Annotated in this window: 12 protein-coding genes and 1 riboswitch; all 12 genes read right to left on the reverse strand. The window is 36.1% G+C overall.

Translation table 11 applies throughout. The features are described 5' to 3' along the window. Window positions 1-4: 4 nt before the first annotated feature. Window positions 5-1,828, reverse strand: a complete 1,824-nt coding sequence (gene cbiD, locus PKC55_RS11000; RefSeq protein ID WP_291126651.1) for a cobalt-precorrin-5B (C(1))-methyltransferase CbiD — start codon at window positions 1,826-1,828, stop codon at window positions 5-7. Next, entirely contained in the window at window positions 1,825-2,844 is a 1,020-nt protein-coding gene (locus tag PKC55_RS11005) for an ABC transporter ATP-binding protein (RefSeq protein WP_283687269.1), read from the reverse strand. Before PKC55_RS11005 ends, cbiD begins: the two co-directional genes overlap by 4 nt. Next, entirely contained in the window at window positions 2,831-3,862 is a 1,032-nt protein-coding gene (locus PKC55_RS11010) for an iron chelate uptake ABC transporter family permease subunit (protein WP_291130699.1), read from the reverse strand. The genes PKC55_RS11005 and PKC55_RS11010 overlap by 14 nt, the downstream gene beginning before the upstream one ends. Continuing rightward, entirely contained in the window at window positions 3,863-4,993 is a 1,131-nt protein-coding gene (locus PKC55_RS11015) for an ABC transporter substrate-binding protein (RefSeq protein ID WP_291130702.1), read from the reverse strand. A gap of 5 nt (window positions 4,994-4,998) precedes the next feature. Further along, entirely contained in the window at window positions 4,999-5,706 is a 708-nt protein-coding gene (locus tag PKC55_RS11020; protein ID WP_291130704.1) for a precorrin-2 C(20)-methyltransferase, read from the reverse strand. Window positions 5,707-5,988: 282 nt separating this feature from the next. Next, window positions 5,989-6,190: riboswitch (cobalamin riboswitch) on the reverse strand. A gap of 12 nt (window positions 6,191-6,202) precedes the next feature. Continuing rightward, entirely contained in the window at window positions 6,203-6,607 is a 405-nt protein-coding gene (locus PKC55_RS11025; RefSeq protein ID WP_135106316.1) for a RidA family protein, read from the reverse strand. A 171-nt stretch (window positions 6,608-6,778) separates the two neighbouring features. Next, window positions 6,779-7,573: a DUF6597 domain-containing transcriptional factor gene (locus tag PKC55_RS11030; protein WP_135106318.1), complete on the reverse strand. Its 795-nt coding sequence runs from the start codon at window positions 7,571-7,573 to the stop codon at window positions 6,779-6,781. A 130-nt stretch (window positions 7,574-7,703) separates the two neighbouring features. After that, entirely contained in the window at window positions 7,704-10,073 is a 2,370-nt protein-coding gene (locus tag PKC55_RS11035) for a TonB-dependent receptor (RefSeq protein ID WP_324373025.1), read from the reverse strand. Window positions 10,074-10,215: 142 nt separating this feature from the next. Continuing rightward, window positions 10,216-11,544: a Na+/H+ antiporter NhaA gene (gene nhaA / locus PKC55_RS11040; RefSeq protein WP_291130707.1), complete on the reverse strand. Its 1,329-nt coding sequence runs from the start codon at window positions 11,542-11,544 to the stop codon at window positions 10,216-10,218. Between the two features lie 253 nt (window positions 11,545-11,797). Next, a complete protein-coding gene (locus tag PKC55_RS11045) occupies window positions 11,798-12,145 on the reverse strand; it encodes a YciI family protein (protein WP_303890344.1) in 348 nt (115 codons plus the stop codon). A 70-nt stretch (window positions 12,146-12,215) separates the two neighbouring features. Then, entirely contained in the window at window positions 12,216-13,040 is an 825-nt protein-coding gene (locus PKC55_RS11050; RefSeq protein WP_291130711.1) for a helix-turn-helix domain-containing protein, read from the reverse strand. Window positions 13,041-13,166: 126 nt separating this feature from the next. Beyond that, on the reverse strand, window positions 13,167-16,265 hold the full coding sequence (locus tag PKC55_RS11055; protein WP_291130714.1) for an efflux RND transporter permease subunit: 3,099 nt from the start codon (window positions 16,263-16,265) through the stop codon (window positions 13,167-13,169). Between the last annotated feature and the right edge of the window lies 1 nt (window position 16,266).

The following is a 16,266-nucleotide window of genomic DNA, read 5'->3' on the forward strand; positions in this document are numbered from 1 at the left end:
AAGCTCATTGCCTGATATTACCGAACTCATCAATTAATAAGATATCTAATGTGCCATTGGGAAATAAAGGAATACATACCTGATGGCATCTTCTTACTATCAGTGAAAAGAATGTAGCTTCTGTTTCGGGAATAACATCCCATAACTGTCGTGCCATGGTTATTTGTTGTATAGCGTCTATTGTAGTCTCTGAACAACGGGCTTCTTTCGCTAATGTCGAAATAAACTCCTTATTCATAATCACCTTTTTACTATGGGTATCTAATGAACCTTCAGCTAATTTCACGGCTTTACCTATCATTATTCCCATTGTAAGACGCTCGAAGCCTAATTCTGAAGCTGCAATAATAGTTTCACCTATAAAGTTACCATAATGAATAAAAGCCTGTGGAGGCAAATTGGGATATTGTTGTTTCACAAATCGTTCGCTTTTAGCACCCGAATTGACAACCACATTCTTACATCCTAATGCTTTGGCAACCTTCATTTCGCGACGGATTGAGGCTATAAATGCTTCCGAAGAAAAGGGTTTTACAATACCCGATGTTCCGATAATGGATATACCTCCCGTTATTCCGAGTTTCGGATTAAAAGTCTTTAATGCAATTTCTTCACCTTTCGGTACAGATATAGAGACGTCTATTCCTGTCTTTAAATTTTGTTCCGGCAATTTATCCTGATAATGACGCATAACTTTGAAGAGCTCGCGCTTCATCATCATTCGGGGAGTTTTATTAATGGCAGGCCCTCCTATTTCAAGACCTAAACCCGGTAAAGTAACTACTCCAACTCCTTTTCCTTGCAGAAAGCGAACTCCTTTGTGTTCATGAATTAATTGTACAGTAGATACTATCTCGTGTCCGTTAGTTACATCCGGGTCATCTCCGGCATCCTTTATCACAGAGCAACTCGCAAAGTTACCTTCTAATATAGTCGAATGAATGGGAAGTTTTATCCATTCTCCATTTGGAAGAGTTATGCTAATTTCGGTTTGATTTTCCCTGGTCAATAATGCTGTTAAAGCAGCTTTAGTTGCGGCCGTAGCACAAGTCCCGGTGGTGTATCCGGTTTTAAGATCGAAAAAATCAGGCAGAAGTTTTTCTATCTGCTTCCTTAATCCATTCTCTCCATAGACTGATATAAAATCAGGAGATAGAGTCGGACGTTTCACGACAAGAACGGGAATATTCAGTTTCCGGGCTGCGATAACCTTCTCATTGAAGCCACCTGATTCGCCGCTCTCTTTTGTTATGATTGCCTGAGGTTTAAACTTCTCAAAGAGTAAGGTTTCATCTTCACCTTGTTGATAATATAAAACCTGTTCTATTGGGAAATTCTCTTGTTGTATGATAGAGCGTGATTCGTCTCTATCTAATATTCTGAACCAGCAATTATGCTTCTGCCAGTAAGGTTTTAGTTTAGCAACAGTATTTACGCCGGTTAGGGCAAGCAAATTATCTATATTGTTTTTTTCTAGATGTTCAATAGCTTCATTATAAGACCCAAACCAAAGCAAATCTTTTTCATGTTTGGCATAGTTGCGTTCATATCTGATAACCGGGATATTTAATTCACGAGATGCTTGTACTATATTCTGATGCAATACTTCTGCAAAAGGATGGGCTGCATCTACAATTAGCTTTATACCTTTCTCTTTGCAAAAATCTATTATGCCTTTCTCATCTAAACCTCCGGTAATATGAGTGCCATGTGCCGTTTCTATTTTCTGTGATTTGGTTTTGGTTGAATAATAGAAATGCTTGGCTGCACTTTCACAAACGGCGACCACTTTACGGCCTTCTGTCGTTCCTCCAAATATAAGTATCATATCATGATATGGTTTAAGAGTTCTTCTATACTTTTAATTGCTATAGGTAATTGTTCCGGCTTGTACAATAGAATGTTGTTTGCCTTAATTTCGACAGAGAAATCAGATTCAATATCGCGTGAAGCTAAAATCCCATTGCGTAAAAAGGCTTTACGAATCATAGCATATATTTGTCCATGTCCTATAACTTTTATTTGCTTATTAAAATCATTCTCGACTCTAAACAAACCTGTATATTGGTCAAAGACAATGCCTTTTCGAGCAAAGAAGTTGCTCAGATTTCCATCTAAAGATAAGTCTTCGGGAGTACCTATCTGAATCCCGTGTTCACTATCCATCAACCATATTTTGTCTGCTATCTGCAAAGCCTGATCAAGATCGTGGGTAGATAAGAAGATTGTTTTATTTGTTTTGCGAGATAACTGATGTAATAATTGCATCAGTTCTACTTTGCTCGGAAAATCCAGAAATGCAGTAGGCTCATCCAAAAGGATAATCGGAGTCTCCTGTGCCAGAGCTTTAGCAATCATCACTTTTTGGCGCTCTCCGTCACTTAGTGTGTCAACCATTCGCTCAGATAGATTTTCTATTTTTACGAGTGAAATGGCCTCTTCTATTTTCTCTTTATCTTCTAGTGTTAACTTTCCCCAAAACCCGGTATATGGACTGCGTCCTAAGCCAATTAGCTGATAGGATGTCATATTTTTTATTTCGAACTTTTCAGTCAATACGACTCCAATTAACGTAGCTAGCTCTTTTTCTGGATACTTCTCTATTTTTTTTCCATGAATAACGATATCTCCAGACAATTTCGGCTGAAAGGCGGTTAATGTCCTTAACAAAGTAGATTTGCCAATACCATTTGCACCCAGCAAACAGGTAAGCTCTCCGCTGCATATATCAGAAGTGATATGTTCGGCTATCACTTTTACATTCTTTTTGGATGAATAACCTATAGCAAGCTCTTTTAACTCTATTGTCTTTTCTTTCTTATGCATAGCTTTAACTGACTTCATTTTTGCGTTTACCGAATAAGACAGAAATTACAATAGGTGCGCCAATCAATGCTGTTACCGAATTGATAGGTAATGCCCCTTCGAATCCCGGCATACGGGCCACCAAATTACAAAAAAGAGCCAGAGAAGCACCAGTAAGGGTTACAGCAGGCATGAGTATCCGATGGTCGGATGAAACAAAAATAGTTCTGCATAAGTGAGGTACAGCCAGCCCCAAAAAAACGATAGGCCCGCAGTAAGCTGTTACAATAGCAGTAATGATGCACGAACAAACAATAACATAGAGCCGGGCTCGTTTTACATTCAATCCAAGGTTACGTGCATAACCGTCGCCTAAAAGCATCAGATTGAGAGTCTTTATCAATAGGAATGAAAGAGGTATTAATACAATCATAATGCCCACAAAAGTATACACTTGATTACCTGAAACTTTAGAAAAACTACCCAACCCCCAGATTACATAAGCTCTTACATCTTCATCGTTACTAAAGAATTTCAGTACACCAATGATAGCTGTTGCAATATACCCTATCATAACCCCGATAATAAGCAGGATAACGTTTCCTCTTACAAACCGAGAAATAGTTATAATGATAATCATTATAGCCAAAGCACCTGCTACTGCCGCTATAGATATTGCTATCTCGCCAAACAATCCCATCTTGATCAGTGCTGTTCCTCCGACACTACCTGAAAGTAGGATAATAAAAGCTACACCCAGACTTGCACCTGAGCTAATTCCAAGTTCGGAAGGTCCGGCTAATGGATTTCGAAATAGTGTCTGCATCTGTAATCCACTAATAGATAGTCCGGCGCCAGCTACTAAGGCTGTAATAGTTTGAGGAAAACGAGATTTCCAGATAATATTCTCCCAGATTATAGACTCTTCCTTTATTCCGAATAGAATATTCCAAACTGAACCTACCGGTATGGAAATTGTGCCCAATACCAGATTCAGAATGAAGAAAACGAGTATAGAGGTAGAAATTAGTGCAAAAACTATCAGGGGACGTTTCATTTATTTAAGTAATTCGTAATAAACAGGAACATATTCGGGTAACAATGACGGATGAAATATTTTTATCAAATCGGCTAAAACAACTTCGGGCTCTACAGGAGTATTTTCATAGAAAGGTTTCTCTCGCAGATTACAATATATAAGCTTTTTATCCTTAAAAGCTTTAAAATCTGCATACCGAGCATCACTTTGTTTCAAAGCATCGTAAGTGAATGTTCCATCGTGGCTATTCACCATCCGCCAGTAATCAGTATTTGCCCCCTGCGAATAAACAGTCTCGAAATCGACATAAAAACCTCCGGATTCGTTATCATTTTTCATAAAATAATCGGCTCCTGCATCTCTGAATAGTTGTGCCAGATAGCTGTTTCCTCCAACTACATACCAGTTACCCGAATGTAATTCACCGCTCAACACTGTGGGACGTTCCGAAACAGAAGCAGACAATGCTTTTAATTTATTATACTTGTTTTCTATATCGTCAAACTGTTTATTGGCTTGTTCTTCTATTCCTAATAGCATAGCAATGAACTTAATCCATTCAGCCTGTCCCAAAGGAGAACTTTCTTTATATCCTAAAAAACTAATTAATGGTATATCCAGGTTTCGAATCGCATCGTATCCCCCTTTTTTGAATGGTGAAACAAGTATAATATCCGGATTTAGGGCGAGAATTGCCTCATTATCAAATTCACCTTCTATACCAATTTTACTGGTCTTGCCTTCTTTGAGCTGTCTATTCATCTGTTCATTAAAAAGAAAGCGAGTGCTAGTTATCCCTACAACCTTATCCAATGCATTGAGCTTAATAAAGTTTGATAGTTGCAGTGTGGTCATGCAAATTACACTGCGGACAGGTATTTCTATTATCTGATAATCAGTAGGTATGCCCTCTTTGTTGCTCCCTCTATTGACCAGAGCATATTTGTAATGCATATCGCTCTCCCCGGATGGATCGGTTATATCAACTAATTTATAGTTTTCGGAGCTAGTCACTTTGAAGCCTTTGGCATATTTAATATTCATAGAATCTGCAGTGTTCCGCTCTCCGATAGTTTTTGCATTCTTATTTTGATTACAGCCCGAAAATGCAATAACCAGAGTAAATAAGATAAAAAGTAGTTTCTTCATTCAGATTATTCTTTTGTAATTATTAATAGTGAGAAATAAGGAAATTTACGATCTATTATTTCATGTATATCCTGCGTATAGAATTCTTTTTCTTTAATTCCTACATTCTCAAAATAATGTATTTTTGTTTTTTCTATTAAAGATATTGTCTGCTTTATAGCCTGTTCCGATTGAGAAGGTTTCATTATCACGATAGAGTTTCCGGTTTCTATTCTTTTATTTAAATCATTAGATGATATTATCCCGGGAATGATATGTAATTCTTCTTCTTGTTTGGCTATATGGATATTGGCAAGAGCTGCACAGGCAATAAACGCCGGGATGCCGGCAATACGTTCTGTTGGAATATTTTTTGATATAAGATTATCTGATATATAATGAGTTGAAGAGTAAAATCCTGCATCTCCTTCTGCTACTACAACTATTTTTAATCTTTTCTCATAATGCTTTTCTATAAGCTCAGCAACTTCCTTATAACAGAGTATAGCCTGCGATCGGTCTTTACTCATAGGTACATCAAAAAGAGAAATAACAGAATCATTAATATTCAGTTCCAATAAAATATCACGGCTACGAGATAACATATTTCCGACTGGTGAAACAGTCGAGGGGCAGAGAATAATATCTGCTTGTTGCAAAGCTTTTAAGGCTTTTAGGCTTATAAGTTCGGCATCACCTGGCCCAAGAGATACAAATGTAACGAAATCAGACATATTTATTTTTAATTATTATAGTTGCAATCTGCTTAATTCAACAAAAGGTAAGCAACTGAATACCTGTAGTAGTTACAATAAATATGTTTAGAGATACGGATTTTGTATGTTCGTATATTCCGCAGCATACCAATACTGCCTTCAAAAATATGTAATGCCTCATATCTTATTTTATTATTGTAAAAAACTAATAAAATAAAACAACGAGTTTCCTGAAAATTAATAAAATAGCAATGAATACAAAATGTATTGCACAACCACTCCTATCCCTGGAAGCTTGGTGTTTATTTGTCAGATCTGGCAGGTCTTCTGGCTATCCTCCGGTTAAAAGCCTTCCCATTTCTTTCGAAACAGTGGCATGGAATTTTCAACCGATTTTATGAGAAATTACAGCTGCAGGTACAGCCCCGGATTCACACCGGGTTCCCTTTTATTACAACTTCACGATTTTGAAATTGCAATACCGAAATCTGACTGCAAAGGTATTAATATTTTTTTATTTTGAAGCCCAAATTTCAACTTCAATTTTAAGCTCTGGTAAACCCAATGCCTTCACATAAGCAATAGTCATAGATGGGTATATTGTACCAAATAAATTTCCCCATCTTGCGTCAAAAAAATCCCAATCAATATCTTCTGTAGCCCAGATATTGACTTTTATAACATCGTCGGAAGTTAAATTCTGACTTTCCAGAATTTGTTCAATATTCCTAAAAGTATTGTATACCTGTTCATTCATACTATCAGGAATAACTCCATAATTATCAGTTCCAATCTGTCCGGAGAAAGTGTATAGAGTTGAATTTTTAGGAATTATAGTCACATGTGAATATTTTCCAACAGGCTTTGAAATATTTTCAGGATTTAATCTGACGACTCTTTTGATTTTATCACTATTCATTTCAATTTTTCTTTAAATAAACAATCCTAATACCAAAGCGGTATTTCTTTTGTAATGCAAAAGTATAGGTAGTGTATTATTTGAAATTGGATAAAACCGACAACTCTCAGAAAAAGAAATACAATAGTTCTCGTAAATTGAATTGTAGAAAGAATACATCGCTAGCAAATTCTAGATAAGCCATTGAGGAAAGTTAGCTAAATACTCTTTTGAGTTTAGTATGAAGTTTCTAGGATTAGTTCCTGTAAATTCTTTAAATTCTCTGTTATAGTGCGATTGATCAAAATAATCATATTGATAAGCAAGTTCTGTAAAATTTTCAAAATTTGTCTGACGCAAACAATTTAAACCGTCTTGAAAACGCATAATCCGTGAAAATATCTTTGGTGATAATCCAACAGACTGTTTTATAATTCTTTCTAATGTTCGCTCCGACAAATTCATTTCTAATTGGATTTCTTTAAGAGTTTTTCCATTTTGTAATAATGTCGAAGCATGCACCAACTTTTTATGATTATTTTTGACTCTTTCTATTTGCTTAAGGAAGAAAGAAGAGATTAGGCTTATTTTTTCTTCTAAAGAAATTGCGTTAACAAGTTGCTCAAGAATAGCATCCCTCACAATGTCTTCAAGTGAAATATTTTGATGATTTAACTCAAAAGCATCTAATCCAAAAATTGTTTTTAAAGCTGTTGGTTGCAAATATACGCCAATAACGCTAAAGTATCCACTAACTGTATGTTCCGTATATTTAGAATATTGCCCATATAAATACAATTGAGGTAACGCATGTCCCTTTTTATCAAAAAACAAGTTTGGTTCTTGTTGGAATATTAATGCCGGTAGTCCATCCGGGATAATCTTAAAACATTTATCACTAGAATTATTCTTAAAGTCCTCCAATATCCAAAAATATTGGATGTAATCTTGTAGAGCCTTTATTGGAATAATTTTTTTATAAAACATTTATCTTTATATATGTAAAATAGATAATCTAAAATATGAGTGAATGTTGCACAATACATATCAATGCAAAGAGAAGGCTATTTTATATTACAAAGATAAATCTTTTAAAATGAATTAATCTTACTAATTTTTAGAATTCAAATGTCACTCCAATGGTAGGGATTATAGATGCACTCGAACGTTTCAAGTTTTTCATCTCGTAACGTTGTTCTTCTATCGGTGCTTGTGGATTTATGATATTTCCCGTACTTACAATTACATCTTGTCTTCTGAACGAACTTCGTGTTACATTCTGTAAATCGAGGTAAAGGCCAAGCATATACTTCTTCAGATAAAAAATTTTATCTACTCTCAAGTCTAGCTGAGTATATGAAGGGTTACGCAAAGTATTGTATTGAGTATAGTCGAGATAAGGTTTTCCCGAAGCATTCCAAGCCAAAACCAGCGAGGATTTGTCTTTATCGTAAGGAGTAAAAGGTGCTCCACCTATCGACTTTATCTTTGCTCCTAGACTCCAATTTGAATTAAAATAATAGGTTCCTGTAAGATTAAATATATATCCATTATCCCAAGCCGAAGGAAGATACTTGCCTTCTTTTTTTGCAAATTGACTTTTGAATAAAGTAAATGAAGATAAAACATTTACTTTACGAGCGACTACCCATCTTGCTAATAATTCCACACCATAGCTTTTACCTCTTGCATCCGATACAAGCAGTTCGTTCCCTATCGCTCCGTAATCGTCCCCCTTACTCATCAAAGGAATGCCGTCTTTCACAGATAAAGGCATATTGTTGTAATATTTATAAAAACCTTCTAAAGATATTTCGAAATTCTTTATCGACTGATAATTGAAGCCTGCCGATACCTGATCAACACGCATATAATCCAATCCCTTGTTTACAAACATACCATTGTTATCTTTCAATCCCATTGCTGTAAGAGGTGGAAGCTGGAAGTAACGTCCGATATTAGCGTTGGCATTCAAATTAGCTATAAGCCTATATGATAAAGACAGACGGGGCGAAACCTGATTGAATATTTGCTTGGTATTATGTGAATAGGAAGCTGCATCTAACCTTATTCCAAAAGATGATTTGAATCTCTCATTTGTTGAGACATAATCTATATTCGAGAATAGCCCCCATTTGAAAAAGCTTAGTTGTGTATCATATTGGAGAGCCGTTTCTTCATCATTATAAAAAAATACCTGAAAACTATTATTGCTATATTGCACATAATCTATATTTAGTCCAGTATTAATTTTCCATTTACCAAGCGGCGTAAGGTTTTCAAATCTAAGTTTCGATTCTTGTTCTAATGATTTGTATTTTAACCTTAGCATATCAGGGTCGTTATTCAAATTGTTCTGATATTTCGTATTACGGTTATTCAGGTAACTATGGCTGAGAGCAAGAGTCTGTCTATTACGTTTGTTGTAATGCTTATAAACTGCCCCTAAGGTAAAAGTTTCCTGCTTTATAGTCGGCAAATAACCCAGTATGTATTCGGCATCTTCGGTAGTAGCTTTATTATTTAGCTTCATATCATCTATTGCACCAACACCTATAAATGTAAGCTCGTTAGTAGGTGACAATTGAGTTTTTATCTTGAACAGGGCATCATTGTATGTTGGCAAGAAAGGGAGTCCTATGAGATCGAAAAGAAGTTGCAGATAAGATCGCCTTATAGATACGGTATATGTTGTCTTTTTACTTAAAGGTCCATTGGCTGTTGCAGAAGCTTCCGATGCACCTAAAGTTCCTTTGAAAGATTGCTTTTCAGGATTCCCTTCAGCTAATTTGAAACTTACGACAGAGCTTAATGCATCACTACTGTACGAAGGAAAAGCTGCTGTATAGAAGTTTACTTCCTTGATCAAATCTGCACTTATGATACTTACAGGCCCTCCAGAAGCTCCTTGTGTACTAAAATGATTAATGTTAGGTATTTCTATACCATCCAGAAAGAAACTGTTTTCGGAAGGCCCACCACCTCTTACAATTAAATCGTTTCGATAACCTCCTGGCGAGAAAGCTACACCCGGATAAGATTGTACAATGCGAGATATATCACGGTTAGCTCCAGGGCTTTTTTCTATTTCCTGTGTACTTATAACATGCAATCCAACCGGGCTTTCAATAGAACGCCTGAAAGGCATCGGATAGACATTTACATCGGCTAACTCATTCGTATTTTCTTCTAATTCAACGGTTATTTGTAAATCTTTTACTGTCAATAAATATTCAGGGGTTTGTTCAGCTTTATACCCAACAAATGATACTAGAAGGGTATAAGGTCCGGGTAATAGATTTTCAATAGAAAAACGCCCTTCTTCATCTGTTTGTGTACCAATAGTCGTACCCTTTACTATTATACTGGCATAAGGAATCGGGCTTCTGTCTCCTTTGTCTATGACTGTTCCCTTTAATGAATGCTTCTGCTGAGAGAATACACTAATACTAAAAAGTGATATAAATACAAATAATATCGTTTTCATAAATATTTAATGAGCGAATTAATTAAAACTCACAAATTCAACATTTAGATAAAGAAATTAGTTCACAATTTATACTACTATGAGAGTCTTTTGTTACAAGCATTCTCTTGATAAATTCATATAAGTATAATACGGAACGGTATTATTTCCGTTTTATGGAACGACTTAATGTCATATACCCTAACACTCCGCCTGTAATAGAAGCTGCAAAAATACCAATTTTTGCTTGTACCATATATTCAGGATGGGTGAATGCGAGTGATGTGATAAATAATGACATGGTAAAACCGATAGATGCGAGTAGGCTTATACCTAGTAGGTTATGCACATTCATTCCTTCCGGAAAAGGAGCAACCTTTAATTTAATAAGTAAAAGCGTAAAACCTACAACTCCCAACACTTTCCCTAATAACAGACCTAATGCCACACCTAAAGCTATATTTGTGCTGAATAGCTGCTCTATATCAATATTTAGGGAAACTCCCGCATTCGCTAAAGCAAATATAGGAATTATAACGAAAGTCACTAAAGGATGCATTCTGTGCTCTAAGCGTTGCAACGGAGGAATTGCTTTATTCGTGTCTATTTTTATTTCTTCCAGTAAATGCAACTGATCATTTGTAAGTGTCGGAATTTCACTTTTTGGATCGACTTCTCTAAATTTATTCAGATATTTCTTTATTCGTTCAACAAATAGATTTTCTCTTATTTTGACATCGGCAGGAATCATGAAAGCTGCAATAACAGAAGCTATTGTAGCATGAACACCCGATAACAAGAATGATGTCCATACCCCAAGAATTCCCAATATAGCATAAAAGAAAATACTTCTGACTCCCATTTTATTGCCAACAAACATGATAAAAGCAAAGCCGAAACCTGTGGCAAGGCTTATAAAAGAGATATCGGAGGTATAAAAAAATGCAATAACCAAAACAGCTCCCAAATCATCAACAATGGCGAGAGCCGTAAGAAAGACTTTCAACGATATAGGTATTTTGCTCCCCAACAGATACAAAATACCCAGGGCAAAAGCAATATCAGTAGCCATCGGAATACCCCAGCCATGATGGACTTCTCCTGATGGATTAAGACTTATATAGATGAGCGCGGGAACAAGCATGCCTCCTATTGCTGCTCCAATTGGTAAAAGAGCTTTACGAGGATTGGACAGCTCCCCTCCTACTATTTCCCGTTTAAGTTCTAGCCCAACAACAAAGAAAAATACGGCCATCAGGCCATCGTTGATCCAATGATGGATACTATATTCAAAAAAAGGAATTCCATTAAATACAAATCCTAATTTATGTTCTAAAAAATGAAAATAATCTTCCGACCAAGAAGAATTAGCAAGAATCATTGCAATTATAACACTTAGCCCAAGAACGATCCCTCCCGCCTTTTCCTGTAATATAAATTTTTGAATGGGCTGAACAACCTTGTCTATGGGTTCTTTTTTTTCTTCTGTCATCGATATAGTTTTTTATGAGAATGTTTTATCTACAATAAAATGTACCTTAGTTGTAAACTTTAGTAAAAGTCAAAAATAAAAATATTTTTCTACTTCATATATTTTTTAACATTTATCGACATTTAAGATCTTTAATGTTTACGTTCCCTTTTCTAAATGAATTTATGGTCTCTGATAAGACTAACCAATAGACACAAAGTCGTGATTTATATTATAAATCACGACTTTGTTAGTTATATAATCTAATTATAAATTAATCGTTCCCTTTTATGAATTTGGCTACTTCTCGAACTTCGACACTACCGCCAATTTTAAAAATAGGATTCGCTTTGGCAATCTCTACTGCCTCATCAATTGTTTCTGCATTTATAACTACATATCCTGTTACAATCTCTGTACCTTCTGAATGAGCACTATTTGCAATATTTCCATTCGAATGAATTGTTTTTGCTCCTGAGGGGGATAAGGTATTTCCTTTATCGGATACTTTATTTTGCTTCATTAGACTACTGAACCATTCCATTCTTTCTTTCACTTGTTCGGGAGATGGTTTTATCTCCGAATCTTTATTTAATCTGAATATCAATAGAAAATCTTTCATATCATACATTTTATTAATATTTAAAACAAATACAAATATAAAGATGTCAATAAGAAATATATCAGCACTTTTAGGGCTGTTTTCGGTACTTTTTAAGAAAAGTACTAGGAGAAAGTCCTGTTTTTTTCTTGAAAATTCGGGCAAAATACGAGGAATCTTCAAATCCAATCTGATAAGTGATTTCACTTATATTGTAGTCTGAGTATATCAATAGCCGTTTAGCTTCGGTTATTTTAAGATTAAGTAGATATTGCTTGGATGAGATACCAAGCACTTTTTTACATGTTTCATTCAATTTCTCTTCTCGTACATTTAGTTTGTTTGCGTAATGAGAGATTGTATATAATTTCGAATAATCGGATAGAATTAACTCTTTAAATTGCTCTATTAGTGTATTACTTTGATATGTTTTTACCTGCTTCCTTTTGGCTATCCTATATAATAAGCGAGAATAGTACAAGAGCCCGGCTTTTATATTTTCTTTTGATGCATCATCTTTATAAAGCAACTCTTTATTAATATCTTCAAGAATAGATAAATGAAGAGATGCATCAATATTGTCGATATCAATGTAGGGAGAACTATAGCTCAAATTCATATCTAACCCGGCTAATTGGTCTATAAAAATAATATATCCCTGCACATTATCATAGAAGCTCCAATTATGAATCTGCTTAGGAGCAACGTAAAATACTCTCTGTGGTTTTATTGTGTATTCTTCAGAATCAATCACATAAAATCCACGTCCATGAGTAAACCAAACAAAAGAAAAAAAAGAGTGACTATGAGGCCATTCGATCTCTACATTCTCCCCTGATTCGAAATGCCTTATAAAAAATGATTTTGATAAGGCATTATCAGGAAGAGCATCTGCCATAGAGTATTCTTTTATCATACGTGATTGTTTATACAGGAATATTATCTGTTTATTTAATACTATATGAATTATAAGAGTCTAATTATAGACTGCCTATAGCAGCAAATTTACACAATTATTGCAATTTTCTTTTATTAAATACTTCTATTCTTTTCTTAGTCTTTTATCCCTTCTATAAGCAAAATAAAATACTTGAGGTAATACTGTAAAAGAAAGAATCATGCATATAATTATTCCACCTACAATCATTATAGCTAACGGGCGTTGAATCTCAGAACCCATATCGGTAGATAAAGCTGCTGGAAGTAGCCCCATCGACCCCATTAGGGCAATCATCAGAACAGGTCGTACACGTTGAGATACGGCTTCATTGATTGCTGTGCGGAGGTTATGCGTTTGTTGTACTTTTTTCTTCATGAGTGTTACCAACAAGATGCTATCTATAGAAACGATACCGAACAAGATAATGAATCCGATGCCTGCCGATATACCGAAGACTGTACCTGTTAACCATAAAGATACAAAACCTCCGATAAATGCAAAAGGCATAGCGCTTACGGCTATCAGCGTGTCTTTTACTGTCATGAAGTTCATATATAATAGAAATATAATCATCAAAAGTGCAGCCGGAATAATAAATGTCAAACGTTTTGTGGCGCGTTGTTGGCTTTCGAATTCACCGGCCCATACCATTTTATTTTCAGATTTAAGCTTTATATTTTGTCCAACAGCTTTTTGAGCTTCGTCTATAGTCGATCCCAAATCCCTGTCTCGTATACTAAAGCCCACTCCTACATAGCGGCTGCTACCTTCACGGTAGATAAATGCAGGCCCGGTAATAAAATCAATACTAGCTATTTCTTTTAGCGGGACTTGTTTGCCATCCATTGTCGGGATAAGAATATTCCCTATTTTATCTTCATTGTCCCTAAACTCTTTTTGAAAACGCACCATCACATCAAATGTACGTTCATTCTCATAGAAAGATGTCGCAGCCTTTCCACCTATTGCCATTTCAACAACCGTTTGTACATCTTTCATAGATACAGCATAACGTGCCATATGCGATTCTTCTAACTTTATGCGGAGTTCGGGCAGTCCAATACTATGAAATACATTAACATCTTCTATCCCTCGTATGTTTTTGATCGTTGCTGCTGTCTGATCAGCTAAATCTTCAAGTTGATGTAGGTCTGAGCCGAATATTTTTATAACCAGAGAACTTTTTACACCGGCAACATATTCTTCTACATTATCCTGTATCGGTTGGCTGAATGCCAATACAACACCCGGATAGATATTTAATGAGTCTTGCATTTGTGCTATCAGATCATCTTTACTTATTTTGTGTTTCCACTCTTTTTCAGGTTTCAGTTCTGTGTGAAATTCTATATTGAAAAATCCGGTAGCATCAGTTCCATCGTTTGGACGTCCCGTTTGCGTTAAAATAAAATCAACTTCGTCAAAGCTTTGAAGTTTCTTTTTCATTTCTTTTGTTATGCGTACCGATTCATCCAAATTAATGCTGTTGGGTAGCGTAGCACGCACATATATTGCACCTTCGTTCATCTGAGGAATGAATTCTGTTCCCCAGAATGAAAAACGAATAACGCAAGTGGTTAGTATCAATACAAATACCACTATAGTCTGTATACGATGTCTACTTGCAAACGCAAACATATTGTATAAAACTCGGGTAAAGAAACGACTTACGAAATTGGTTTTCTCTTTTACCGATTTTGTCAACAACAATTTACACATAACCGGCACATACGTTAATGACAAAATTAGTGAACCTAATAGCGCATAGCCTAAGGTAAAGGCCAGCGGCTGAAACATTTTTCCTTCAACCTTCTGAAACGAAAATATAGGGAATAATGCCACTACCAATATTATCTGTGCAAAAAAGATGTATGAAGCTACACTTCCGGCGCTTTTGCGGATCAATCCACCTTTCAGCATCGGATTAAAACGGCTACCTAGATCATGCGATCGCTTTTCCATTGCGACATACACACTTTCGACAATAACCAGTGTTCCTTCCAGTAACAGCCCGAAATCCAGGGCTCCCATGGATATGAGATTTGCAGGCAAACCTTGTATACGCAGCATGATAATGGCAAACAAGAATGATAATGGAATGACGGATGCCACAATGAGTGATGTACGCCAGTTGAAAAGAAATATGAAGACCACGAGTGATACTAACAAAATACCTTCGAGTAGGTTGCGAAGAACGGTATGCACGGTTGCATTCACAAGGTTAGTACGGTCAAGAAAGGGCTCTATCTTAACGTTATCAGGCAGGATACGCTCGTTAAGCTCTGCTATTTTTTCTTTCAGATGAACAATCACCTCACTGGGGTTTTGCCCTCGCAACATAATTACAATACCTTGTACCACATCGTCGTCGTCATTTAGACCGACTTGTCCTAAACGTGGTTTAGAGGATATACCCACTTCGGCAACCTGTTTTACACGTATGGGTGAACTTCCTTTTACTTCGATGAGTATATTCTCAATATCTTCTATACTTTCAAGTAAGCCTATCCCTCTAACAACAAATGCTTGGCTTCCTTTTTGTATTACATCGCCACCAACATTTATATTACTTCGCTCAACGGCTTCATATACATCCAAAGGGGAAAGGTTATAGTTTGCAAGCTCAGCAGGATTTACTTTTACCTCTAGAATTTTTTCTTCTCCACCAAAGCTGGCTATTGTTGCTACTCCCGGCACAGACAATAATTCACGCTCTACGACCCAAGAGTTGATAGCAGCTACCTCGCGTACAGGCAAATCACTCTTGAGAACATAACGAAAAATTTCACCTGTGGCACCCGAAGGTGGCTCTATTGATAATTCTACACCTTCAGGGAGGTCGAGATCTTGCATCCTATTAGACGCATATTGTTGGGCAAAGAAATCATCAACCCCATCTTCGAATAGAACAGTAATTACAGACAAGCCAAAAAGGGACGTCGAACGTACATCTGTTTTACGAGGAATGGTGTTTAGTTGCTGCATGATAGGTAAAGTGACAAATTTCTCAACTTCTTCGGCACTTCGACCCGGCCATTGAGCGATTAATTTCACGCGTGTGTTAGTGACATCCGGATATGCTTCTATAGGGGTGTTTTGGAAGCAAATAACTCCTGCTATTGCGAGTATACATGTTAGAAAAAGTACTAATATGTGGTTACGTAGTGCAAATGCAATAATATTCTCAACAAATTTGTGCATA

Origin of the sequence: Dysgonomonas sp., assembly GCF_035323175.1 — a bacterium.
Lineage (GTDB): Bacteria > Bacteroidota > Bacteroidia > Bacteroidales > Dysgonomonadaceae > Dysgonomonas.

Bases quoted from the DNA above. Each gene is read 5' to 3' on its own strand.
- cbiD (WP_291126651.1), bottom strand. From the start codon at position 1,828: ATGATACTTATATTTGGAGGAACGACAGAAGGCCGTAAAGTGGTCGCC.
- PKC55_RS11005 (WP_283687269.1), bottom strand. From the start codon at position 2,844: ATGAAGTCAGTTAAAGCTATGCATAAGAAAGAAAAGACAATAGAGTTA.
- PKC55_RS11010 (WP_291130699.1), bottom strand. From the start codon at position 3,862: ATGAAACGTCCCCTGATAGTTTTTGCACTAATTTCTACCTCTATACTC.
- PKC55_RS11015 (WP_291130702.1), bottom strand. From the start codon at position 4,993: ATGAAGAAACTACTTTTTATCTTATTTACTCTGGTTATTGCATTTTCG.
- PKC55_RS11020 (WP_291130704.1), bottom strand. From the start codon at position 5,706: ATGTCTGATTTCGTTACATTTGTATCTCTTGGGCCAGGTGATGCCGAA.
- PKC55_RS11025 (WP_135106316.1), bottom strand. From the start codon at position 6,607: ATGAATAGTGATAAAATCAAAAGAGTCGTCAGATTAAATCCTGAAAAT.
- PKC55_RS11030 (WP_135106318.1), bottom strand. From the start codon at position 7,573: ATGTTTTATAAAAAAATTATTCCAATAAAGGCTCTACAAGATTACATC.
- PKC55_RS11035 (WP_324373025.1), bottom strand. From the start codon at position 10,073: ATGAAAACGATATTATTTGTATTTATATCACTTTTTAGTATTAGTGTA.
- nhaA (WP_291130707.1), bottom strand. From the start codon at position 11,544: ATGACAGAAGAAAAAAAAGAACCCATAGACAAGGTTGTTCAGCCCATT.
- PKC55_RS11045 (WP_303890344.1), bottom strand. From the start codon at position 12,145: ATGAAAGATTTTCTATTGATATTCAGATTAAATAAAGATTCGGAGATA.
- PKC55_RS11050 (WP_291130711.1), bottom strand. From the start codon at position 13,040: ATGATAAAAGAATACTCTATGGCAGATGCTCTTCCTGATAATGCCTTA.
- PKC55_RS11055 (WP_291130714.1), bottom strand. From the start codon at position 16,265: ATGCACAAATTTGTTGAGAATATTATTGCATTTGCACTACGTAACCAC.